Annotated in this window: 24 protein-coding genes and 1 pseudogene; 11 read left to right on the plus strand and 14 right to left on the minus strand. The window is 59.9% G+C overall.

Annotation, left to right across the window (positions count from 1 at the left end; all coding sequences use genetic code 11):
* Together QA645_RS07280 and QA645_RS07285 are read left to right on the plus strand one after the other, a co-directional pair.
* On the plus strand, positions 1 to 327 hold the full coding sequence (locus tag QA645_RS07280) for a hypothetical protein (protein ID WP_283049238.1): 327 nt from the start codon (positions 1 to 3) through the stop codon (positions 325 to 327).
* Positions 300 to 1481 carry a hypothetical protein gene (locus tag QA645_RS07285; protein WP_283049240.1) on the plus strand — a complete coding sequence of 394 codons (1182 nt, stop codon included), beginning with the start codon at positions 300 to 302 and terminating at the stop codon, positions 1479 to 1481. Before QA645_RS07280 ends, QA645_RS07285 begins: the two co-directional genes overlap by 28 nt.
* 293 nt (positions 1482 to 1774) lie before the next feature.
* Here QA645_RS07285 and QA645_RS07290 read toward each other — a convergent pair whose 3' ends face one another.
* Positions 1775 to 2239: a host attachment protein gene (locus QA645_RS07290; RefSeq protein WP_283049241.1), complete on the minus strand. Its 465-nt coding sequence runs from the start codon at positions 2237 to 2239 to the stop codon at positions 1775 to 1777.
* 542 nt (positions 2240 to 2781) lie between these two features.
* Here QA645_RS07290 and QA645_RS07295 point away from each other — a divergent pair.
* Positions 2782 to 2979 carry a hypothetical protein gene (locus tag QA645_RS07295; RefSeq protein WP_283049243.1) on the plus strand — a complete coding sequence of 66 codons (198 nt, stop codon included), beginning with the start codon at positions 2782 to 2784 and terminating at the stop codon, positions 2977 to 2979.
* 35 nt (positions 2980 to 3014) lie between these two features.
* On the opposite strand, the gene QA645_RS07300 is transcribed toward QA645_RS07295, so the two are convergent.
* Positions 3015 to 3260, minus strand: coding sequence for a hypothetical protein (locus QA645_RS07300; RefSeq protein WP_283049245.1), 246 nt, complete (start codon positions 3258 to 3260; stop codon positions 3015 to 3017).
* A 10-nt stretch (positions 3261 to 3270) separates the two neighbouring features.
* Positions 3271 to 3888 carry an HdeD family acid-resistance protein gene (locus tag QA645_RS07305; protein WP_283049248.1) on the minus strand — a complete coding sequence of 206 codons (618 nt, stop codon included), beginning with the start codon at positions 3886 to 3888 and terminating at the stop codon, positions 3271 to 3273.
* 133 nt (positions 3889 to 4021) lie between these two features.
* Between QA645_RS07305 and QA645_RS07310 the strand changes: the two genes are divergently transcribed.
* The gene (locus QA645_RS07310) at positions 4022 to 4261 is read left to right on the plus strand and encodes a hypothetical protein (protein ID WP_283049250.1); all 240 of its coding nucleotides are present in this window, start codon (positions 4022 to 4024) and stop codon (positions 4259 to 4261) included.
* A 27-nt stretch (positions 4262 to 4288) separates the two neighbouring features.
* Here the strand turns inward: QA645_RS07310 and QA645_RS07315 are convergent, their stop codons facing one another.
* Both QA645_RS07315 and QA645_RS07320 read right to left on the minus strand, forming a co-directional pair.
* Positions 4289 to 4678, minus strand: coding sequence for a PRC-barrel domain-containing protein (locus tag QA645_RS07315; RefSeq protein ID WP_283049252.1), 390 nt, complete (start codon positions 4676 to 4678; stop codon positions 4289 to 4291).
* Positions 4679 to 4734: 56 nt separating this feature from the next.
* A complete protein-coding gene (locus QA645_RS07320) occupies positions 4735 to 5127 on the minus strand; it encodes a hypothetical protein (RefSeq protein WP_283049254.1) in 393 nt (130 codons plus the stop codon).
* Between the two features lie 492 nt (positions 5128 to 5619).
* On the opposite strand from QA645_RS07320, the gene QA645_RS07325 reads away from it, so the two are divergent.
* Positions 5620 to 6741 (plus strand): AI-2E family transporter, encoded by a 1122-nt coding sequence (locus QA645_RS07325; protein WP_283049255.1) that lies wholly within the window; start codon positions 5620 to 5622, stop codon positions 6739 to 6741.
* A 1-nt stretch (position 6742) separates the two neighbouring features.
* A complete protein-coding gene (locus QA645_RS07330) occupies positions 6743 to 7432 on the plus strand; it encodes an HAD family hydrolase (RefSeq protein WP_283049257.1) in 690 nt (229 codons plus the stop codon).
* A gap of 228 nt (positions 7433 to 7660) precedes the next feature.
* Here QA645_RS07330 and QA645_RS07335 read toward each other — a convergent pair whose 3' ends face one another.
* The 5 genes and pseudogenes from QA645_RS07335 to QA645_RS07360 all read right to left on the minus strand — a co-directional run.
* Positions 7661 to 7978: a co-chaperone GroES gene (locus QA645_RS07335; RefSeq protein ID WP_283049259.1), complete on the minus strand. Its 318-nt coding sequence runs from the start codon at positions 7976 to 7978 to the stop codon at positions 7661 to 7663.
* A gap of 183 nt (positions 7979 to 8161) precedes the next feature.
* Complete coding sequence (locus tag QA645_RS07340; protein WP_283049262.1) at positions 8162 to 8887, minus strand: type 1 glutamine amidotransferase domain-containing protein; 726 nt, start codon at positions 8885 to 8887, stop codon at positions 8162 to 8164.
* Positions 8888 to 9093: 206 nt separating this feature from the next.
* Positions 9094 to 10155, minus strand: coding sequence for a DUF1236 domain-containing protein (locus tag QA645_RS07345; protein WP_283049263.1), 1062 nt, complete (start codon positions 10153 to 10155; stop codon positions 9094 to 9096).
* A gap of 1196 nt (positions 10156 to 11351) precedes the next feature.
* Positions 11352 to 11681 carry a PRC-barrel domain-containing protein gene (locus QA645_RS07355; protein ID WP_283053118.1) on the minus strand — a complete coding sequence of 110 codons (330 nt, stop codon included), beginning with the start codon at positions 11679 to 11681 and terminating at the stop codon, positions 11352 to 11354.
* Between the two features lie 126 nt (positions 11682 to 11807).
* Positions 11808 to 12107, minus strand: a pseudogene (locus tag QA645_RS07360) (PRC-barrel domain-containing protein); the annotation flags it as partial.
* A 510-nt stretch (positions 12108 to 12617) separates the two neighbouring features.
* Between QA645_RS07360 and QA645_RS07365 the strand changes: the two are divergent.
* Both QA645_RS07365 and zwf read left to right on the plus strand, forming a co-directional pair.
* Positions 12618 to 12971: a hypothetical protein gene (locus QA645_RS07365; RefSeq protein WP_283053120.1), complete on the plus strand. Its 354-nt coding sequence runs from the start codon at positions 12618 to 12620 to the stop codon at positions 12969 to 12971.
* Between the two features lie 188 nt (positions 12972 to 13159).
* On the plus strand, positions 13160 to 14770 hold the full coding sequence (zwf, locus tag QA645_RS07370; protein ID WP_283049265.1) for a glucose-6-phosphate dehydrogenase: 1611 nt from the start codon (positions 13160 to 13162) through the stop codon (positions 14768 to 14770).
* Between the two features lie 979 nt (positions 14771 to 15749).
* Here zwf and QA645_RS07375 read toward each other — a convergent pair.
* Together QA645_RS07375 and QA645_RS07380 are read right to left on the minus strand one after the other, a co-directional pair.
* Positions 15750 to 16034 (minus strand): hypothetical protein, encoded by a 285-nt coding sequence (locus tag QA645_RS07375; protein ID WP_283049267.1) that lies wholly within the window; start codon positions 16032 to 16034, stop codon positions 15750 to 15752.
* A 175-nt stretch (positions 16035 to 16209) separates the two neighbouring features.
* A complete protein-coding gene (locus tag QA645_RS07380; RefSeq protein ID WP_283049269.1) occupies positions 16210 to 16860 on the minus strand; it encodes a hypothetical protein in 651 nt (216 codons plus the stop codon).
* A 215-nt stretch (positions 16861 to 17075) separates the two neighbouring features.
* Here QA645_RS07380 and QA645_RS07385 point away from each other — a divergent pair, with 215 nt between their 5' ends.
* The 3 genes from QA645_RS07385 to QA645_RS07395 all read left to right on the plus strand — a co-directional run bounded on the left by QA645_RS07385 (position 17076) and on the right by QA645_RS07395 (position 19939).
* Entirely contained in the window at positions 17076 to 17288 is a 213-nt protein-coding gene (locus QA645_RS07385; RefSeq protein WP_247820202.1) for a hypothetical protein, read from the plus strand.
* 540 nt (positions 17289 to 17828) lie between these two features.
* Positions 17829 to 18467 (plus strand): Bax inhibitor-1/YccA family protein, encoded by a 639-nt coding sequence (locus QA645_RS07390; protein WP_283053122.1) that lies wholly within the window; start codon positions 17829 to 17831, stop codon positions 18465 to 18467.
* A 458-nt stretch (positions 18468 to 18925) separates the two neighbouring features.
* Complete coding sequence (locus QA645_RS07395; RefSeq protein ID WP_283049272.1) at positions 18926 to 19939, plus strand: LLM class flavin-dependent oxidoreductase; 1014 nt, start codon at positions 18926 to 18928, stop codon at positions 19937 to 19939.
* 76 nt (positions 19940 to 20015) lie between these two features.
* Here QA645_RS07395 and QA645_RS07400 read toward each other — a convergent pair whose 3' ends face one another.
* On the minus strand, positions 20016 to 20711 hold the full coding sequence (locus tag QA645_RS07400) for an endonuclease/exonuclease/phosphatase family protein (RefSeq protein WP_283049274.1): 696 nt from the start codon (positions 20709 to 20711) through the stop codon (positions 20016 to 20018).
* Positions 20712 to 20728: 17 nt separating this feature from the next.
* Complete coding sequence (locus tag QA645_RS07405) at positions 20729 to 22618, minus strand: VTT domain-containing protein (RefSeq protein WP_283049276.1); 1890 nt, start codon at positions 22616 to 22618, stop codon at positions 20729 to 20731.
* Between the last annotated feature and the right edge of the window lie 688 nt (positions 22619 to 23306).

A 23306-nucleotide genomic window follows, 5' to 3' on the forward strand; every position in this document is an offset into this window, starting at 1 on the left:
GTGCGCTGGATCATCGGCGGCCTCACGATCCTGACAAGCTGGCCCTACGATTACTACGTGCTGGCACCGGTGAGCATCTGGCTGTGCGCCATTCCACCTGAGAAAAGGCTCGGCGCCGGCGCGCAAGTCGATGCGGGATTGGGGTTTGCTGGCGTGGGGTTACACCCTGATCGGATCGGCTCCCTGCGGCGCATTTGGTTGGGCGCTCAAGCAGCTTCCGTCATTGACGATCGTCAACGTCATTTGGCGACGATGTTGCGAGAATCTGCATTACGTTTACCGGCACCCTCGAGGATCCGATGCTTCACATCGATCTACCAACCGTAGCAGAGTTCAGGGATCTAGCGCAGCTAAGGGCCCAGTTCTGTGTTTCCCTGTACATGCCAACGTCTCGCCTTGGCGAGAGGGCCGAGGCGAATCGTACCCTGTTCAAGGATCTGGCGAAGCAGGCGCTCGCGCAATTGCGCGACGCTGGCGCCGACAAGCGTGTGATCGAAGCGTTCGAACAGCGCTTCGATCAGTTCGCCGGCGGCCAACATGACCCGGATCAAGACAAAGTCCGGCAGCGCCAGCGGACGAAGCCGGACGAGACTCTCTCGTTCTGGAACCATCAGGGTAACGGACTTGCGGTGCTCGCGCTGCCTGAATCCCTGCGCACCTTCCGTCTGGCGGAAGCGCCAAAGCCGCTCGCCGAGGTCGCGGATCGCTTGCACCTGACGCCGGTGTTGCGGGCGATGACCTCGCGGCACGATGCCTTCGTGCTTGCACTTGCGAAAGAGAGCGTCCGACTGATTCACGTCTTTGCCAATTTGCCGCCGTCGCGGTTATGGGTGCCAGGACTGCCAAAGAATGCGGAAGAGGCAACGCAACGTCCATCATTCCATGTCCGCGCGCCGCGCGGGCATTTGCAGAATCTTGAGGGCGAGAAAGTGCTCTTGCACCAATATGTCGAGAAAGTGGACCAGGCCGTCCGCGATACATTACGCGGACATACGGCGCCGCTCATCCTCGCCGCCACCGAGCCGCTGGCTTCGATGTTCCGTGCGATCTGCAACTATCCGGAGTTATCCGAGGATATTATAGAGGGAAATCCTGACCGATCTACCGACCCGGCGCTAGAGCATCAGGCGATCCCGATCCTTAATCGATCGACCACACGGGAAATCAGGGAGTTGATCGGGCGGTATGATGAGTTGAAGCCGCAGCGCGGCACAACGGATGTTTCTTACGCAGCCCACGCAGCAACCGCGGGTGCGATCGAGCAGTTGCTGGTCGACTTCGACGCCGTCGTGCCAGGGCTCGTCAGCGGTATCGACGGCAGCGTGACTTACGCCGCTTCCGATGATGCTGAGGTCTACAGCGTCGTCGACGAGGTGGCACGGCGCGCGCTATGCACCGGGGCAAGGGTATTGGCCGCGTCACGAGAACAATTGCCGGAGCGCGCTCCATTGACGGCAATCCTTCGCTATCAATTCATTTGACCGCGGCCGGCAGACGGTATTCGGCTCGCTGCCCCGGCGCCACGACCAGCGGTTCGTTGTGCTGTAGAACATTAGCGCCAACAACACGACGTCCATGAGTAGCGAGAACATCACCCGGTACAGCGCGAAATTGCGGAGGGCGGAACATCCATGATCGACCGTCAAGCGCCGATAAGGCCATGAAACGGCAGCCCCGAGCAGCGGGCAATAATACCGCGACGCGGCGCGCCAGAGGCGAAAGGCTTTTTGGGGCTCGGGAGCAGCGGGGGGCGCCGGCCCGCAATTTGAACCCGCTACGATCGGGCTGTCAGATATTGCGAGATGTCGCTGACGCTCAGGCCGGTCAAGTCCTTTGCAAGCTCCGCAACAATGGAGTTTTGGACCTTGGGAGAAAGTGATCGACGCAGGTCTGCGAGTGTTCGCGGCGGTGCTACGATTACAAGACGCTCTGTTTGTAGCTCTCCCAGAAGGCGATCCAGAGCACCTGCGACGGTGCGCGCGAACCTATGCTTCTCGATGTCATGCCAGTCCGTCTGCTCCATCGCGCTGCGGTTCGGCTCGGTGGCAGACAGAGCTCGTCCGGGCTTGTCCGATCCTTGCTCGTGAGTCGGCGGGTTCTCATCTTCAAACGCCTGTTGGACTACAAGGTGTGGTTTTAGACCATCCCCTTCATTTAGAAGAATGAGGGCCTTGCTGCCGTCTCCGATAAAAACGACTGCGCGATGCGGCAACCTGATGTAGGGCTCTTTTTTCGGCATGGACGCCTCGCAAGGTTGAGGTTTCAATCACGCCCTGCGAAAGAGCTAGCGATCGCAGGGGAAGGGTGCGGATGGCCTGCACTTTCCGACCCATTTCCGTTCATGACGGCTGTGGTGTTCATGGACACGGTGTCATTCGCTAGTGCCTCCCGGGATCCCTATTGTGCCATCCGGTCCTCTGGACTCCATCATGACCTCTTGTTCGGAGCAGGGCGCGTCTAGGTGTGGTCGTGCGCACGAGAGAAATGGGATGGGCGGTCACCTGCTGGCCCCCAACAACGGTCGGCCGCCCTCGTGCATCGTCGCTGCAGGATGCCCGCAAGACTCTCGATTAGGCATCGACGCGCCATGACGGCCGTCAATATTCCGGCACGCTTTCCCGCATCAGATTGACACACTAGGCCGCCTGATCTGAATGCGCCTTGCGGGTGCCACCTTTCCCACTCCTGTTTAGGTGGTGGCCCCTTTCTAATTTAATGGTTGGCCCCTTTCCGGTCGTCGCCCAAACCCCATGTTCTGAGCGGGGCGTTTGGAGAGTTCATATGCATACCGAACAACAGACCTTTCGCGGCTACGAAATCCGGGTCACGAACAACCCCGCCCTTTGGCACGCCGCGATCTATCGGACAAACCCGACGCTGCCGGAAATTGACTGGGTGGCCTTGAACATTCGAGCCACTAGCGTTTCACCAGCATTTGAGGAGGCAAAGGAAGTAATCAATAAGGCCTTGGGAAGGTGAAGGTCGATCGCCTGAGTAGTCCTATCAGGGCCGCCTCAGTTGGCGGCCTCTTTCTTATGAGGGAGACCAAGCCGCTTCTTTTTGCGCTTCACATGGTGGCCTTTTCGATCAGGCGGCCCGACGCGCGTCAAGGCGGTCCAGCATGGTGCGTCGCTTGCCGGGAAGGTTTCGATCAGGCTTTCCTCCAGTAACTCTTCGCCATTGGCCTTCTCGGCATCACCGACCGGACGGTCCTGTGGCGGACCATCCGGCTGGCTCGGCTTGCGTGTGGCGGAAGTCATAAAATGTCACCTATGCCTGAGTACCCGCCGTGCTGGGCGTGGCCGCATGCCGATGCCTGGAGCGGAGCTGGAACGACAGAATGATCAAAGAGATACCGAATACGAGTGCATAAGCGCCCATCCACCACGTGAGCACGACCGCACCGATGAGCGGCATAGCGATCAGCAGCGCCCCGTAAATCAGCGAACACAATCCGCCGAGCACCAACCACCATCGTCCGTGGCTGATGCTCAGTCGGAACCCGGCCGCCATCATCAATCCACCGGAGATGATGGCCCATGCAGCGACCAGGAGCACGAACGCAACCACGGTGACGCCGGGCCAGAGGAAAGCGACCATGCCAACAGCAATGTTGAGGAGACCCTCGAAGATCAAGAAGCCCCATTGGTCTCGGCGGCGCATTGCACGGACCGCGGAAATGATGCCTGCCGCTCCGTCGAGCAGCATATAGGCCGAGAACAAGATCACGAGGGACAACATGGTTGGTCCGGGAAAGAGCAAAGCAGTCAAGCCAAACACGACTCCGAAGATGCCGCGAAGTGTGAACAGCCACCAGTTTCGCGCGAGCCCATCGCTGGCAGCGACGGACGAGGTATCGAAGGGTGAATTCATTGTGGTGCTGGCCATGGCATTCTCCGAATTTGAGACGTGCTCTGCGTGATTGCCTCACTAAGACCGTAGCCCTCCGGCTGCAAGTTGCGCCTTGACGACCGTCACCCCATGCGCTGTTTCCGCGCCAGAAGGGCACGAGCTACAGTGGATGGCTATCAGCGCCCGCCAACGGCATGCGCTCCTCTCGTTGGACCGTCATCACGGCGCTCTTTGGTCGATCAGACAAGTCGCATACCTTCTGAATCGCGTGTGCGGGGGCATTCTGACCAACGCCGCCGTGGGTCTCCTGACGCTCTCTGTCTGGATCGTGCGCGATGTCCTCGCGGCACTCGCCTGGGCCGCCTTTGCCCATATCGGCGAGGCAGTCGGAGCTGCCGTTCTTTTCTGATTCATTGCAAAGGTTCGGACCACGCTATCAGTGCCCGACATAAACCGGCAGCTTCGAGAGCGAAGTGCGGCTTGCGCCCGGCAGAACCGCATAGTCGGGTGAATCGTCCAGCTGGAATTGACGGAGTGGAATGGCCACGGGATGGCCAGGCAGGCCTGTCGAATCGTCTACCGCAACGACCACATAAATATTGCCGTCTTTGCCGAAGATGAAGTCGCTGATTCTTCCTATCCTGTCGTGCTTGTCGCCGACTACAGACCGAAATTTGAGCGCCTCGGCGCTATAGCCTTTGGCGACCTCCGTCGCCTCCAGAGGCGTCAGCCCGATCTCTTGGGCGACTGCGTGATCGATCTGCTTCGAAAGCGTGACGACGGCCAAGGTGGCTACCAGGAGCAGCGGGAGGTGGGGAATGTTCATCAAAACTCCTTCGCCTTCAAGGTTGGGCCAGGCCGTTGGCCGAGGCACTGGTAGTGCTACCGACCCTGGTTGCCGGCCGTCGACCCGGTGGTGGCCGACTCGGTGACGATTTCGGATATCAGCTTGGTGTCGGGGTCGATGAGCAGGATACGGTCTGGCAGCTTGACAAAGAGCAGTTCCTTCGCCTCGGGGACCTGGTCAACGACGTTATGCGGCATGGATTGCGCCGACATGGACTCTGGAACCTTGTCACCGACTTGCGGCTGCGCGCCCGATGGTGCGGATTGCGAGGGTGTGCTGGAGAGGCTGTTGCTGACCATCTGTTGCTGTGCCGGGTTCAGCGCCCCGTGAGCGTTGTTGCTTTGAGTAGTGTCGCTTGCGTTCTGAGCTGTGGCGACGGTACTGCCGAGAACGACAAGCAAAGCGCCGGAATAGAGAAGTCGATTCATGATGGTCTCCTTGATTGTGATGGATCCGAGCCGTACCTTTTGGGCGTGTCCCAGCGATGGTTACTGAATAAGGTGACGCACGTGCCGTGTCGGCGACCATTGCAGCCGGGACACTTGCGCGCGTCAGCTCGGTTGTCACTCTAATCTCCGCGCGGCGGGGGGATTGAGCCTTGATCGTTGTCAAGCTGTCGGCAGTAATTTTCCGTAGATCGCGCTGGAGTTCGACTACCGCCTCACGAGTGCCCTCAGAACCAGAGTGCCATCGGCTAAGCCGGATGTGGCATGAGGGATGATGCCGATTTGAAGTAACTCCGCTCGCGCTCCTCGTCATTGATGTTCATCGCAGGACTATGCTCGCAGACTCCCTCGTCCCAGGAGCCGGTGGGCGCGGCGGCGCTGGCGATTGATAGTCGTCAATGTGTGCAGAGGCATGTGGTTGTAGTCTGTCTGCCGCAACCGGTCATTTCTGCGGCGAAACACTCGTGAGTTATTATGCAGCTTCATGGACTCACACCAAGCAATGACGGTGGGCTTCGGTCGATCGGCGCGTTAGAGCCAACCTTCGATTCACGCGCCCGGGCTATCATCCAATCAGCTATTGCGATCGCGGTAGTGCTCTTGGCGCTCTGGGTTGCGCGTGGGTTCCTGGTGGCGCTGACCTGGGCAGCGTTAATCGCCATCGCGATCTGGCCGGCTTACATTCATTTCGCACGGCTGATCTCCAGCCGTCGTTCTTCCTTGTTAGCCCCGTTGCTGTTTACGATTCTGACCGGACTTGTCCTGCTTGTGCCCCTGATTTTGGTTGCGCATCAGATTGCACAGGGAAGCGGCGCTTTTCTAAGTGCGCTCGACCGCTTGCGTGAGAGTGGAATTGCAGTCCCGGTCTGGCTTGCGCAGCTGCCGATCGCCGGCCAGCAACTCGAGCTCTGGTGGCGCACCAACCTCAGCAATCCCGACATTCTGAGGGAATGGCTTCGCGGTGTGAATATCGAAAATCTCACGTCGTGGACCGGTGCCCTCGGGGGCGCGCTGTTGCATCGTCTATTTCTCTTTGCAATTACGCTGATCGCACTATTTGTAGCGCTCCGTGATGGCGTCTGGCTGGCGGATCGTGCCATGACCACCGCCGGCGATCTGATCGGAGATCCCGGCGCGCGCTTGATAAGCAGGATCGCCGATGCAATCCGCGCCACCGTGAACGGGACGATCGCAGCTGCGATCCTGAAAGGCGCCGCCATCGGTATCGCGTATGTCGCGACGGGAGTGCCGCATCCGCTGCTGTTCGCTGCTGTGACGACGGCGTTGGCGATGGTGCCCCTTGGCGCCTGGATCGCGCTCACGACGGCTGCACTGATATTGGCCTCTCACAGCAGTACGTTGCTGGCGCCCGTAAGCCTAATCGTTTTTGGCGCAGCAATCTTGCTGATCGGCGACAATCTCATTCACCCGGCCCTTATTGGAGGCACTGCGCAGCTACCATTCCTGCTGGTACTGATCGGAATCCTCGGCGGAGTGGATTCGTTTGGATTGATAGGTCTCTTTCTCGGCCCGGTGATTATGGCGGCTCTGCTCACCGTGTGGCGTGAATGGATTGCGTCGAGGCTTGACGAATAGAATGTCGAAACACTCATCAAATATCGAACCCGCCTTCCTGTTTGATCTCGATGGCACGCTGGTTGATAGCGTCTATCAGCATGTTCTTGCATGGAAGGAGGCGCTCGATGCAGAGGGCATCGAACTCTCGGTTTGGCGCATCCATCGCAAGATAGGAATGAGCGGAGGCTTATTCATCAATCAGCTTCTTCGCGAAACCGGCATCGAAATTGGCACTGAACGCGTTGAGCGGCTTCGCCGCGCCCATGCTGCCGCCTACCGACAGCAGTCAAATCGGGTTCGGCCATTGCCTGGAGTTCGCGAATTGTTGAAGTGGTTGTCGCAGGCCGGCATTCCATGGGCGATTGCGACCAGCGGCCGCCTGGAAACCGCAGCCGTCAATCTGACTTCGCTTGGGGTCGATCGGGATGCGGTTCCAGTCGTTACGCGTGATCAAGTCAAACATGCCAAGCCCGATCCGGATTTGTTTTTGACGGCTGCCGAACGGCTGAGCGTTCCCATCGAAACCGCAGTCGTTGTTGGCGATAGTGTCTGGGACATGTTGGCGGCGATCCGATGTCGCGCGTTGGGTATAGGTCTTTTAAGCGGCGGCTATGGGCCTGACGAGTTGCGACAATCCGGAGCGTTCCGCGTCTATGAAGACCCAGCAGATCTCCTGAGTCGCATCGACGAGGTTGCGGGTCGACGCTAAAGACGGGCTTCCAGCAGCTTCTCAAGGCGACCGAGCTGTATCTCGCAACAGGAGATCCCGTCGACGCGGTTGAGGAAATTCCGGCTGGAAATTTGCCCGCACAGTTCCCATCACCTGCTCGCGTACGGCTCAGGCCCTTGCTAAAGGACAAGCGGCTCGTCGGGTTCTCGAAGGATGAGATTTGAGCTTGCAGCATGACCGCTCAGGATGAGGGAGCGGGCTAAGCGCCTAAGCGGCGCTCTTCTTGGCGGCGGGAGCGTCGGTGAGGACGCCCATGATGTCGCTCTCCTTCATGATCAGCAGATCCTGGCCGTCGAGCACGACCTCATTGCCAGACCACTTGCCGAACAGCACGCGGTCGCCCACCTTGAGATCGACCGGGATTAGCTTGCCGGCTTCGTCGCGGCCGCCCGGGCCTACGGCGGTGATCTCGCCCTCGGAGGGCTTTTCCTTGGCAGTGTCGGGAATGATGATGCCGCCCTTGGTCTTCTCTTCGGCTTCGATGCGCTTGACCACGACGCGGTCATGGAGCGGACGGAATTTCATGCAGTTCTCCTTAGCTGTGGTGATTATTTCTGGCATTCGGAATGCGCGGGTGCGAGCGGCCCGTCACCTAAGGTTGTGGCACTAAAGTAGAATGTCTTCGGCGTGCAAGAAAGATTTGGTTTCCACGGTGATGAGCTCCCATTCGATTTGTCCGATCGGCCGGCGCCGCATCTCTCGTACTACTCAGGCGTTCCGGGTCCAGGCGTTGCCACCTTTTGTGGCCTGACCCCTGATCCGTAATCGATCAAGTAGAGCATTCGCAACGGCTTCCGAGGATGCCGGATTCTGTCCCGTGATCAGATCGCCATCGGAAACGGCATAGGGCTGCCACTTGTCTTTCCGGGAATAACTGCCGCCATTGTTCCTCAACATATCTTCGACCAAGAACGGTACGGCGTCCGTCAGTTCAATTGCAACCTCCTCGAGGTTGGAAAACCCGGTGACCGATTTGCCGGCGACAAGTGGACGGCCATTTGAAGCCATGGTGTAACGCAAGGCGCCGAGGCCATGGCAGACGAGCGCTAGAGGACGACCCGTGCGGAACATGGTTTCGATCAACGCGATTGAGTGGGGGTCATTGGCGAGATCCCACAAGGGGCCGTGGCCTCCTGGATAGAAGGCGGCATCATGGTCGCGGGCCGAAATGCTAGACAGCATCCGGGCGTTCGCCAACTCAGCTTGCGCGTAACCGTCGCGCCGAAAGCGAATAGTCGCTTCGGTCTCCGCCTCGGGCCGCTCGCTTCTTGGATCGACCGGCGGCAGGCCCCCCTCGGGAGACGCAAGTGTAAGAGCCATGCCGGCATCCCTAAAGATGTAGTAGGGCGTAGCGAACTCATCGAACCAGAAGCCGGTCTTCTTGCCAGTGTCTCCAAGTCGGTCGTGCGAGGTTAGTACGATCAACATCTTCACCTCAGGGTTGCTCCTCTTCAGCGCCTCCGTGGCAGTGGAGCATCAGGCATCATTGCTTGACGTTCATTGATGGCCATCAGTTTTGCCGTCAAAGTTCACACCAACGCTTATCGACGCACCGAGCTGGGCCGCGATAGCGCGGAAACGTGCAGCCTCTCACCTCAACCTCTCCCCGTGAAGAACGGAGAGAGGGAGAACATCCGGTCTTAGTCGATCACCTGGACGATCTTCTGCTGCTGCGGGTCAACCAGCACCACTTCGTCGCCGATAGCGAGATAGCGGTAGTTGGCGAGCTCTGGATGGTTGCGCGCCAGTTCTTCCGGCACCGGCTGTAGCGACAGACAGTTCGACGCGGAGGTTCCGCCTCCGCCGGCTGAAGGCGAGGTCGAGCCGACCGTCGTCGAAGAGCTGCGCACCAATTCCCTGAACCGCCTACGCGTGTCATCGCCGATGACAACCCGGTCGCCGCTGTAAGCGGCCGCCCTGCTGTAACCCGGTCCGTCGTCGAGAATATCGACGACCTCGCGTCGCCGCGGATCGATAATGGCAACGCGATTGTCGATCACCGTGTACTCGTAGTCCCGGTATTGCGGCATGATCCGCACGATATCGGGCGGCAACCGGCGCGCCTGCACGCCCCGCGGCAACCGTGTGCCTACATTGAGCTGGACATTGAGGTTCTGGCTGGTGGCAGTCCTGTCGTGCCGCAGCTGATCGACGACTTGCCTGCGCTGATCGTCGTTGACCGCACCCGAGGAAGTCTGGCGGTTCGATTGATCCGGCGCCCCTCCGGTCTTCTGGGTCTGTGTGTTGTCGGCCGGCCGCGCGCTCTGCTGCGGCGAGGATTTGGAGGGCTGGGCGGCGTGATCGAGTTGCTCTTTGCGATCTCGATCGATCTGCTGCTGGGTCTGCTGCTGCTTCGTATCGGCCGACCTGGTGGCGTCCTGCGCGCGGTCCTGCTTGGGCTGACCCTCGCGGGCCCGCAGCTTTTCCTCAGCCTGTTGCCTCTGGTCGGCAGCCGGCTTGGCATCGCGGCCCTGCTGCAGGTCCTTCTGCTGCGCCGTGCTCGAGGGCGCGCGCTCGCCACGGCTGGGCTGATCCTGGCTCTGCCGTGTCGGCTCATTGGACTCGCGGCCCTGCGGCTTCTGCGCCTCCTTGCTGCGCTCGGCCGGCGACGGTGCCTCACCGCGCTGCATGTCCTGGGCGCCGCCCATCGGCTCGGACTGCGCGCGTTCCTTGATGCGATCCGCCGCGCCGCCGCGATCCATCTCCTTCGACTGGGCGGCTGGACGGTCCATTTCCCTAGACTGAGATGCCGGTGACTGGGCGCGCGGACTCTCCTCGCGCTTCTGCGAACCTTCCGGCGATTGCGCAATGGCGGGACCGGCGCAAATCACCAATGCCGTCGCCGTCGTGTAAAGCCAATTTATCCTCATGGGAGACTCTCCTGTTGGTCCCCCCACCCGTCGGGATTGGGTAATCTAGGTTGCTGCGTTTGGTTCCACCATGACGACGGTCAACCGGGGCGAGGCGATCTACCGCAGCCTGCTCAAAAGTGGGATCAGCGCCTCACACTCGCTTGAGTCCAGCGGCGCAAAAGCCGCCCGCATAGAGCTCAATAAGTGGCGGTCGGAACGCGCCTGAAGAAACAAAACCTCGAGCAAGCTGAAGTCGCGGTGTTCTGTCTTCCGCTGCCCTCCGCTAAAGACTTTCCGGCAGAGCCCTGACTGATTTGCAAAGGGTGAGCTTGTCGCGAAGGTCTGTGCGACCCGCGCCCGATCCCGACGGCGATGCATTATCGGCGACGACACTCTGTTTTCAGCGCGCCGATGGCGTGGAAGCCGGTTGGCGAGCGATTCAGCCTTTCCTTGAAGCCTGGAGAAGTGTGGCAGCAGAGGACTGAAACTCTATTCCGCGGGCAGCAGGGGCCGTTTTGGCGCGTTCGAATTGTTGAGGCGTGACGGCCGAGGCTGACGGAAGATCTGACCGCGGTGGGCTTTCGGAAGCAGCCGCGCGATTGTGGAAGGATCCAGCGGCGGTGGTGGACGCGCGTGCTTCACTGTTGGCTTGAGGCGCTTGCTTGCGGGGCAATGATAGCCACTGATCAAGGGATGCGACAATCTCGGCTTGTTTGGCTTTCCTTAGCAGATGATCACGTTGGCTTCCGAAAGGAAGCCGAGCCGCCTCGTGCCGAGCGTTCGCTGCCAACTTCAGCAACCGATCGCTTAGCGGCGCTTCCTGTTTGAAGCGCTGCCGTCTTTTTTTGGCTTTCGCTCGCTTCCCATCCATAGGTTAATCCTGGGCCTTCTACCGCTGAACTTTGGCCGGAGGCCGCGATCGCGGACGCTGATTGTCGATAACGCCCGTGCTTAGATCACGCGATCTTGGGTTCTGGCAGCTGGAGGCTTGGCCGCCACATGGCATTAGGCCCGGACGCCTGCATTGACGAGGCCAACGATAGGGCTCACGGAATATCGGAACCGACAATCCAATAGTACCTGACTTCCCAATAGTCGTAGACGTCCTGATTGCGGGTCCGAGTTGTTTGCTCCCAGTTTTCGCCTGGTACGATTTTCGGGGCGTTCTTGAGCTCCTCTTCGGTGATGTCGACTTGGAAGCCATCGGGCTTTTCGTTGTAGGTCAGCATCGACCAGGGTATCGGATACTGATCCTCGCCGATGCCGAGGAAGCCGCCGAAACTCAGGATCGCATAGGCGATCTGGCCGGTGAGCTTGTCGATCATGAGGCGCTCGACTTTACCGATGCGCTTGCCGCGTAGGTCAAAGACAGGCATTCCTTCGACGCTGTCGCTAGATATGAGAGACGAAGTCTGGTCTGGTGTGGGTTGCTCCCAATAGCCATAGACCTCTTCGTCGCGGCCGCGGTTCGCTTGCTCCCAGCTTTCCCCTTGTTCGATTTTCGGAGCGTTCTTGAGTTGCTGTTCGGTGATGCCCACGCGGTATCCGCCGAGCTTCTCATCGAAATCCAGCATCCGCCAGGGAATCGGGTAGTGGTTCGCGCCGATACCAAGGAAGCCTCCAAAACTGAGGACGGCGTAGATGACGCGACCGCCAGACTTGTCGATCATGAGATGTTCGACCTTTCCGATACGCTTTCCCTTTGCGTCGTAGACCGCAGTTCCCTCCACGCGGTCACTTGCGATCAGTGAGGATGTAGTCCCGCGTTCGGTCGCGGATGCGCGTTGCGTTGTGGTCACCATATCGTCTTCTCCATTGCCAACCGTGCTGCCTTTGCAAAGCTCAGTTGCTTGGCCCCCGGTTCGCTATTTGTTGGCCCGGGGGTTTTGCGCTCTATTGCAGCACCTACGCCACAATCGCGCTCGCTGCATTGACGCTCGTCATTGCCGATACTGGTCGGCCTTGCTCCGGTTGGGCAAGGGCGGCTTCCTCAACCAACTCTTGCGGATACCTGGAGCGAATGGGGGTTGCATTCGGCGCGGGCGCCATCGTTGGGGCAGAGCTGCAGACGGCGCTTGCAATCGGCCAGACCGCTCTGGTGTGCGAGCTGCGAGGCCAAAGGGCGCGGTGCGTAGCCAATACCTGCACGAGACCGTAAGCTAGTTTGCAAAGCCGCGGTAATGATCTGCCAGGTTGACTGTTATCAAGGCCGGCCCCGGTGGATCATATAACTTCCCTTGAAGTACGAGCCGCTAGGCGAGATCGCCATGGCCTTAACAGCTCACGGCCTTACCAGCTCTTGGCACGCAATCATGGAAACTTCCTTGCGCCAATTGAGCCTTATCATTCTCGTCTCGCTGCTGATCGGCGCCGCCCAAGCCCGTGACGACGGCCGCTATTCGCAATCTCCACTCAAGCCATGGTTCGATAGTCTCAAGTCCGGCAAAGGTCCATGTTGCTCGGTTAGTGACGGTCTCGCGATTGCCGACCCGGATTGGGAATCGAAAGACGGTCATTTTCGTGTCCGCATCGACAACGAGTGGATCGTGGTTCCCGATGATGCCGTGCTCACCGAGCCGAACCGGGCTGGGAGGGCGATGGTCTGGCCGATCAAGGGATCGTTGGGCACCACGATTCGATGCTTCCTGCCGGGTAGCATGACGTGATCTGGACTACGGTCCTTCTCGATTCCGTGTTCTCTGACTCTGTGGTCTGCGACTCTGTGGTCTGCACACTCTGTCTGCCTCGGTCGCAATCGCCTTATGGACGCTCGATATATTGACGGCGGTCAAGGCAGCGCGCGCCGCTTTATGGCATCAGGAGAGAGCCACTTGAACTCCTTCCACTAGAGTGGATGGCGGTCGCCCGCCGATTTGAGCCGCCGAGAGCTCCAGCAGCACGGCGGTCTCGGCTCGGGGAAGCCCGCACCATTTCACCAATTCACGGTCAGCTGTTCGTGATAGACCTGCAGCCCAACCAGAAGCCACGATCCTGTGCCCTTGTCATCTTCGGTGTCACTGGGGATCTGACCAACCGGCTGGTGATCCCTTCGCTGTACAACCTCTCGGCAGCCGAACTATTGCCGGAACAGTTTTGCGTAGTCGGCGTCGCGCGGTATCCCATGTCGAACGAAGCGCTGCGCGAGAAGCTCATGAAGGGGTTGCGTCAGTTCGCAACCCGCCCCATGGATGACAAGGTCGCGCGTCGCCTTCTCGAATGTGTCACCTCCGTCGCAGCCGACCCTGGGGACGCCCTGTCCTTCGACAGGTTGAAGGAGCGGCTCGAACAATTGGAGGCCTCGCGCAATACCGGCGGCAATCGGCTATTCTATTTGGCGACACCGCCTGATGCTTTTGCGCCGATCGCGCGCCAGCTCGGTCGTGTCGGCTTATTGAAGGAAGAAGACGGCACTTGGCGACGGCTAGTGGTGGAAAAGCCGTTTGGGACGGACCTGGCGTCAGCGCACGCACTGAATGCGGAACTGCTGAGCATTCTCGATGAACACCAGATCTACCGAATCGATCATTACCTGGGCAAGGAGACAGTCCAGAATATTCTGGTTCTGCGCTTCGCAAACGGAATGTTCGAGCCGATCTGGAACCGCCATCATATCGATCACGTGCAGGTGACCGTGGCTGAAAAGATCGACGTTGGCCACCGCGGCAGCTTCTATGACGCGACTGGCGCGCTGCGCGATATGGTGCCGAACCACCTGTTTCAGCTGCTATCGCTAATCGCAATGGAGCCTCCGACCCGTTTCGACGCCCACAACGTGCGTTCAGAAAAGGACGAGGTACTGGCTGCGATCCAGGCCCGGAGCGAGGAGGATGCGCTGAACAACTCCGTGCGTGGGCAGTATACCGCTGGGAAGATCGGCGATACCGAGATTCCGGATTATCGCGAGACCCCAAATGTAAAGCCGGATAGCGTGACGGAGACTTACGTCGCTATGAAACTGCATATAGACAACTGGCGCTGGGCCGGTGTCCCCTTCTACCTGCGCACCGGCAAGGCGCTCGCCATGAAACGCACGGAGGTTGCGATAAAATTTCGCGAGGCGCCCTTTGCGATGTTTCAGTCTACGCACGTCCAGCAGCTGGCTGAGAACTATCTCGTCATCTGCATCGAGCCGACGGAAGGCATTACGCTGCAGTTCAACACCAAAGTGCCGGGGCCCTTGATCAGGACCGACGGCGTACAAATGAAGTTCCGCTACCGAGACTACTTCAAGACCGAACAAGCGACGGGGTATGAGACCCTAATCTACGACTGCATGATTGGGGACAACATTCTGTTTCAACGGGCCGACGGTGTCGAAGCCGCCTGGCGGGCGGTGCAGCCGTTCATCGATGCCTGGAAAAAAGCTGGCGCGAAGGGGCTGGAATTTTATCCCGCCGGCAGCGAGGGTCCCCCGGGGGCATTCGAATTGTTGAAGCGCGATGGCCGCAGCTGGCGGCCGCTCTGACCGTCATTGTCATGCGCAACTATCGCTATCTGATTTCAATTCCCGATCCGCAAGCGCTTGCTGGACGCGGCGGCGATAAGGCGGGCCATGACGCTTCGCTTACAACGCAGTTAAGTAGTTTCAACAAATTGCCGGTTGTAGTTGCGACATGTAAATGCCGCTGAGTCGTAGCGTTGCCTCAAACGCCCATGTCTAAAAAAAGAGTATGGAGATGCCGACCATGACAGACGTGCTTGATCCGCGACATTGGCGAGAACGCGCTGAGAGGACGAGAGACAAGGCGGAGCAATTCAGCATGAGACACTCGCGCGATCGCCTGCTGAAGATTGCCGAGGAGTACGATCGGCTTGCCGAGCGGGCGGCCGAACGGCAGGCGGTCGCCACGGAAGCGGTGTGATCGCGACCGCGTCGGTATGCGTAGCCACATGCTCGAAATCAATGCGCCGGCAACCTTTGGTGATGGATCTGCCGCATCAACGAAAATGGGAACGGTTTCGGAGGGGTGAGGTTGCCTGTTGGATCGACGAGCGTAGTTCGAGACGAACGTGACAGGCGTGCTCGCAGTGGGCGATGTGCGTTCCGACGAGTCAAGCGCGTCGGCGCAGCGATCGGTGAGGGGGCGACCGTCGTGCAGCAGTTTCACGCGCTTCTGGAGATGGTGCGGATCAATCGAAGGGGGCAGCCGGTACAGACCGCCGCTGCGGCACGATCTCGAAGAAACGGAGATTATTATGCGAGTACCGCACACACAGGACTACTCTGTACCACCACCAGGAACCACGGAAGCGATCCAGCTTGGTTGCACATGCCACGTGATCTACCACGAGGCCAAGGCGGAGGAGTTGGAGCCCGCCGGTATGCTTGCGGCTCCCGACGCAAACTGTCCGGTCCATGGCAGCGCCGCCCAACTGGAGGAGCACAACTGAATCAGCTCGCGGGTACGGTGACGCCAAGACCGTTCGCCGCCGCAGAGGTGGCCTTACCGCGGTTCGACAATGACTGTTCCCCTCACCACGAACAGGGTTCGGTTACCGTCAGTTACTTCGGTGGCGACATAGGTGTTGCGGGAACGCTCCGCAGCTTTTTTCAGGCCAGCCGGCATCCGCTGCGCGGCTCTGTGGCATGCTGCGGCATCGCTCGGGAATAGTTGCCCACGCGTATCTTCAGTCTTTTGGCCACCTACATGCTGATCAAAGAAGTAACGGGGCATTGGGGCCGCCTTGCTCCATTCAAAATTCAACGAACGGTAGGCGGCTTGGTTCAAAAGTGAACTTTTGGGGGTAAGCCGGGAAACTCCGACGCCGAAGCGTCGGAGCCCCAGTGGCCTCGGTACTCCCGGTGCACCAGGGATCACCCCGGAAACCACCATCTCCATCGATAGAGCGGACGCGATGAACACTCGCTGAAAATGCGGTAGTTCCCAATAGGTGGAGGCCGCATTACTCTCCGGCGTCCTGAACGGTACGGATCAACTTGGCCCGCTGGGCGAGTCCGTCATAGGTGTTGGCTATCTTACGGAGCGATTCCTTGACCTGCTTATGCTCGCAGTTGTCCGACTTCGCGCGGAACTCCCCTGCGCGCATCTCCCAGTATTTTGGTGGATGCATCTTCTCGATGCCAATGACGCCCACCGCTTTTGCCGTGTGCGGTACGTATTTTGGGCTCATGTCTCGTTGACGAATGTCAAACACCGGAGTTGCGAATGCGGAGTCGCCGCTCGCCCTTGCTCTACTGTTGCAGTCCTCATTATCTCGTCTTCGGTTGAGTATTCGACGGCGGCCTTGACGATCATCAATGCGCGCAAGCGCATCCCATGCGATGGCATCGCCCCCATCCGCTTCTGGTGAAGGGGACGTGTGGGAAATGCCTCGCAGGCGACCTTTTCTCCACACCGCAGCAGTTGCATACGGGCATGCGCCTTGCCGTCGGACAGCCATGGTCGATAGGGAGGTTTGCAGCGCTATACCAAAGGACACCGCATGAACAGAGATGTACCCTATGCGATCATCTTCGTTCTCTTGATGGCTTGCGTTGGAGTCGTTCTGATGCTCTGGGCTATGGAGGGGACCAGTAGCGGACGACGGGAGCACCAGGCCTCCGACACACCGCGAAGCGCATTTACCGAGCCTAGCGCAAGCCCCGTTCCTGCGGCGCCTCAGCCCAATAATGACACCCGTGCCTACAGCACCAGGGGGGCAGCGGTACCCCCAAATAATAGCCGGTAGCTTGGTCGATCGGACCGGGCAATTCTCTAACGGAGAGAGGCAATGAATCGTATGCAGCAGGCTCGACGGGCGAGACTATCATGAATGCGACTGAGACCATCACGTTGGTCGAGGCATATGATGCGATGCGGGTCTTCTTGGAAGAGGTACGGCAGCGTGAGGGTGGGACTTCGGCGGAATTAGAGCGCCTCATCGGAGCCCTGAAATGGGCCGATGGGACACCGGTTGATCCGGCGGCGTGGCAAGACTGGCTGCGGGCGGTGGAAGTGGCGAAATCCCGGCTGGCTTCTTGAACGCTGCCAAAATGAACGCTGCCAAAATGGCCAAGAGCGACTGAACCACCTGCGTACATACAGCTATGCAGGCAATTCCACAGAGACGGTGCCGAGCGCGAGCGCAAGCGCTCCTTCCTGAAGCTTCGCAGTCGATGCCGCTCTCGAGCAGGGGTAGATGAATGCTCGGCGCGTGAAAGTCGAGCGCACGCATAGCAGCGACTAAATGCTGATATTACTGATATTCGTCAAGGTGCTCTGCGGACGATGAGTGAGACTGGCCTGCATCGATACATGGGGCTTCAGGAGCACGGCGAGCTTTACCGGAAAGCCAGGCTGGGAAGCTTTCGACTGAGAAGCGCCATACACCGCCGATGAGGTTTGCAGCGGCCCTGCATGCGCATTACGGGCGCGTCAGGCGCGATTGTGCCCCCGGTGGCAATGAGCCAACGTACGGAGCAAGCCATGAGCTATTACGACTACAACCCGCAACGACCGTCGCGCGACGCAGGTGTTCCGCCGTCACTGGATGCCCAAATCGAGGCAGGGCTGCGCGTCCACATGCAGCGGGTCTACGGCTATATGGCCGGCGGCCTCGCGCTGACGGGTATCGTGGCCTATGCCGCCGCAGCTTCCGGCTTCTATCAAGCCATCGCAGGGACGCCGCTAATCTGGCTGGTGATGTTGGCGCCGCTCGGCTTCGTGTTGGTCTTAGGTTTTCTCATCCAGCGCATGAGTGCAGACACGGCGATGCTGCTGTTCGCGCTTTATGCCACCGTGATGGGGCTGTCGTTGGGTGGCATCTTTCTGGTGTTCACGGGAGCCTCGATCGCGCGCGTGTTCTTCATTACGGCAACGACCTTCGGCGTGATGAGCCTCTACGGTTACACGACGCGGTCCGATCTATCGGGCTTTGGATCCTTCCTGATGATGGGCCTGATCGGCATTGTGATCGCCTCTATCGTCAACATCTTCATCGGTTCAAGCGCGCTGCAGTTCGCGATCTCAATCATCGGCGTGATCGTTTTCGTCGGCTTGACCGCATACGACACCCAACGGATCAAGCAAATGTATCTCGATACTGAATCGCACGAAACAGCTGGCAAAAAGGCGGTGCTGGGCGCGCTGGCACTCTATCTTGATTTCATCAACCTGTTCATGATTCTGATGCAATTGTTCGGCCAGCGCCGCGACAGTTGACGACGTGCTAAGAGGTTATCATGCGGGGATATGCTCTGATAGTGCTCACTTGCGGGTATCGATGTTCCGCTCGATCAATAGCTATCCGCGATTGGCCGATGAGACTATCGAAGGCTATCCGGAAGCGAAAACGGGCGCCGCACTGGAAGGCGTCGACGAACTGAAGCCGCCGCACGCCACAACTGGTTTCGTGACCTATTCGGCATCCAACGATGCGGAAACATACAGTGTCGTCGACGAGAAGGCACGGCGCGGGCTGAGCACCGGCGGCAGGGTTCTGGCTCGCGGAAGCAGGAACTGGCGGACCACGCGCCGCCTGCCGTCGTTCTCCGCGTTGAATTTCTCCGAGCTGGATTTCATTGGTCACGAAGCGATCGGCGGAGAATGGTTTGTCCGAACGATGGCTGAATACGAACGTGACCGGAGCGACGGGGCACCGCGAATAGCTGGAGGCGATTGTGATTCCCTTTTCAGTACTGGACCTTGCGCCGATCACCCAAGGCAGCGACGCCGCCCAGGCCTTCCGCAACTCGCTCGATCTCGCCCAGCATACCGAGCGTTGGAATTACAGGCGCTTCTGGCTGGCCGAGCATCACAACACGCCGGGCATCGCAAGCGCTGCGACTGCGGTGGTGATCGGCTACATTGCAGGGGGCACCAAGACAATCCGGGTGGGCTCCGGCGGCATCATGCTGCCGAACCATGCCCCTCTGGTCATTGCCGAGCAGTTCGGAACGCTTGAGTCTCTCTACGAGGGCCGCATCGATCTTGGTCTCGGCCGCGCTCCCGGAACGGACCAGCGAACGGCGCGTGCTTTGCGACGGAACCTGACGGCCGGCCCCGAAAACTTCCCCCGCGACGTCATGGAATTGATTGCGCTGCTCGGACCTGTGCAACCAGGTCAGGGGGTGCTGGCCGTTCCCGGCGCCGGACTCAGGGTGCCGGTCTGGCTCTTGGGTTCGAGCACGTACAGCGCGCAACTCGCCGCGACGCTTGGGCTCCCATTTGCATTTGCGTCGCACTTTGCGCCCGGAGAGCTGCTCAACGCCCTGAACATATACCGCTCCCGGTTTCAGCCGTCGCAATTTCTGCAAGTGCCGTACGCCATGGTGGGCGTCAACGTCTTTGCGGCAGATACTGATGCGGAGGCGCAGTACTTATTCACATCGTTGCAGCAGCAGTTCATCAACTTAAGGCGGGGCTCACCGGGACCGCTGCCGCCGCCGGTCGACGACATGGATCGGTGCTGCTCGCCCGCAGAGCGGTCGATGGTCAAGGAGTCGCTGGCTTATTCGACCGTGGGCAGCCCCGCCACCGTGGAAAGCGGGCTGGTCCGGATCATCGCCGAGACCCGCGCGGATGAGCTCATTTTGACGGCCCAGATCTACGACCATACGGCGCGACTGCGCTCGTTTGAAATCGCCGCTGAACTTGTTCCCGAGGCCGCTGCGCTTGCCGCCAGCCTCACCTGAAACCCGTGCAACGTCCAACTGCCTGACCAACGTGCCGCTCGAGACCGAGCGCCGCCGGACGGCTACGCGTTGCTCGTCAATTTTGCTCTTTTGCGCTACCCGAGGCAGTAACGCCGGAAAATGCAATATCCGCGATGACAGGCAGATGATCCGAATAGGCCTTCGCGTCCTTATCGGTCCACGCCGCCAGGATTTCGCCGTTAGCCGTGGTGTAAATGCGATCGAGGCGTAGGATTGGCAGCCATGACGGAAATGTTCGCAGGCGCGTACGCTCCGGGCAACGCCCGGCCAATGCGCGCCGTACGGACTTAACCCAAAGCCAGTCGTTGAAATCGCCGACCACCACTGTCCAAGGACTATCGACGAGGCTGGCGATCGCGCGCGCCTGCGCCTGGCGCTCATGGATCGAAAGACCGAGGTGAGTGGCAACGACGGTGACCTCGCCGCGGGATGTCCGGAGGCGGACTCTGATCGCGCGGCGCGGTTCCCGTTCCTGATAGGAGACGTCTGTAATCACGGGCGGGGCCGCGAACGGGTGCCTGCTAAGCAGGACCTGGCCGTAATCGCCGTCCGCGGTAACGATTGAGCGGGCTTCTGCGCGATGTTCGCCCACTACATCTGCGAGCTTTGTGAAGGGATCGTCGGTGCGTCCGCGCGAATCGACCTCCTGCAACGCGACCACGTCCGGCGACCATTTTTTTAAGATGGCGCTGACACCTTCCAGATCAAAGTTGGGATTGAGGTTGAACGTGCCGTGCACGTTCCATGTCATGACGCGAAGAGAGTCCGTCACCGCTTGCGCCCGGCAAGCCAGGTGACCACGAACTGCGCGCCGAGACAAACGCCGATCCAGGCCGCGATGGTAACGCCGAGCAGCGCCGCGCTAGACCAGGATGCGTTGCGGGCAAAATCCGCGATCTGCGCACCGAGGGCCGCCATGGTGGCAATTCCCGGCGCCATTCCCAGTATAGTACCGATCAGAAAATCGCGCAGGGTCAGCTGACTGGCCCCGGCGAGCAGATTGACGAACGAGAACGGCGCGATCGGCACCATGCGGATCAAGGCGACCGCAACCACCCCCTTGCCCACGATGCGATTCTGAATTCGCAGGGCGCGCATGCCCATCAGCGATTGCAGCCGCTTGTGTCCCATGAAGCGGCCGATCATGAACAGAAGCGATGCACTCAGTAGCACACCGGTGAGGGAACTCGCAAAGCCGAGCCATGGGCCGAGCGCGGCCGCTGTCGCGGCGATGAGAACGAGGACCGGAAACACGATCAGTCCACCCAGCACGAACGCCGCGATCGCAAACAGCGGAGCGAATTTCGACGGTGTATTCTGCGAAATGACGTCGGTAACGTAACCGACCTCCGTGAAGGCATTGAGCGCCGTGTACTGCCATGCGAGCGTCAGTCCGACGAGCGACAGCCCAATGCCCGCGACGGCGATCATTGTCCGTGCCGTCCACATCCGGCGCGCGGTGCGCTGCAGGTCGAGCGGCCTCCTGGGATCGGCGATAGGCTGCACAAACTCCGTCATGGCGCGCATGGAGATGCCTTCCTCTTCAATCGGCACTAGCTTCTTGCCGGCCGCGGACGATCGGTGACGGTCGATGAACCCCAGAAGGTCATGCTCATTGGACGCGATCTCACGCGCCTCGAGCGCGAGAAAGTGGCGGATTAATCGATGCCGTACGCTGCGGATGAACGACTCGTGCTCATCGCAGGTTGCCTCAAAGGCGAGGTCGCATTCGGAATCGGCCCCCAGCGAGCGGTTATTGAGGTTGGCCGAGCCAACACGAAGAAAGCCGTCGTCGACGATCATGACCTTGCTGTGAACCATGATGGCGGTGGCATCAGATTGCGGTTGCTCCGAAGTGGGATAGAGGATGCGCAGCCGTTCGGTTACGCCGGCGGCGACGAACGGAGACATGAAACTGAGCCGGCCTCCCTGCATAGCCTGCGATTCGAACCAGGACGAGTGCCCCCGCGGCGCGACGATCAGCACTTTCAACGAAGGCACGATTGCCATGCGACGTGCCAGAGCAAGCGCGATTTCGTTGGCGCTGGTGAATTGGTTTTCGATGTAGATCAGCCGGTTGGCTGTTGCGATCGAGGCTTCGAACAACCGCGACACTTCCGTGATTCCGGGTTGATTGGCGGTTTGCGGTGCGGTCCTGGCGATGCCGACCATGAGATCGCGTCCGTCGATGGCGACGAAGTCCGGCCATCGATCGCCGCTCTGCCGCTGGGCGTCCGGCACGGCGCAACCGGCGGCGCCCCATCTCGCCCGAGCGACTTCGCCCAGCGCTGCCGCGGCATCGCTGTCGACCATGCATTGCACGTCGTGAAATGGCGGATAGGGCTTTCCTTCGTGATCGATGCGAAGAGGATTGCTGGCAGCGTGCTCGCTCGTGTCCCAGCGCCGCACCGTGAGATCTAGGCCGCCGACGAACGCGACGAGATCGTCAATCACGACGATCTTTTGATGTTGCGCCGATCCAAGCGGCAGGCTGTCATCAAGGCAAAAGCGAATGCGGCCACCGGTGCCGGAGCCGAATTTTTCCGCTGAATTCCATTCACGCTCCGCGGCATACAGAGTAGCAAAGTCCCAATCCAAAATGTTGACAACGAGCTTTGGCTTCTTCTCGATCAACGCTTTCAGGAATGGTCCAAGCATTGGCGGAAGGCCATCATTCACGCGACCGGTGGGACCCACGAGATGTGCCTCGCTATGGATGTCCCATCCGATTATGTATACCTCGTGCTCGGCGAGGAGCAGCGCGGCCCGCAGTGCCGCAAAATATTCGGCAGCATCGTTCAGGATCGCGACGCGGTCTGCTCTGCATCGTCGCCAGACGGTTTCGCCGGGGATGAGAATGGAAGACGTGCTAAGCAGAGGCGACCTGCGTTGGCTGACGGGGCTAGCTGAAACGCTTGCACGTCCAATCGGTTCCAATGAGCCGCGTGTGGCGAGCCGCTTTGACGGGCGGCGCAGGGAAGACGACACACCGTCGCGTCTCATCTCGAGAACGCACGCCGCAAACTTGGAGCGGTCTCGGTCGTCCAGTGCGTTGTTCTCGCCTTACGTCGGGGCCCTTTGGCTTGATGCGTTCCGGTCGCACGCGGCCTCTCGAAGTGAGTCCGGCGGGACGAGAGGCGCTGCTATTCCGGCAGCGAGAGGAGATTGAGGACGGCGCGAGCGAAATGATGTGAATGGGCGGCAGCGGGCCGCATGCGAACTTGAGATGCGCCAATGTGAACCCGCGGCGCGACGGTAAAGTTGAGTTCGTGCCGAGCAGCGGAGTTCTCGCGCACACTGTCGCCGCAGGGATGCCCGGACTCCTAGGCACCAGGCACCACTCGGC

Source organism: Bradyrhizobium sp. CIAT3101 (assembly GCF_029714945.1).
Lineage (GTDB): Bacteria > Pseudomonadota > Alphaproteobacteria > Rhizobiales > Xanthobacteraceae > Bradyrhizobium.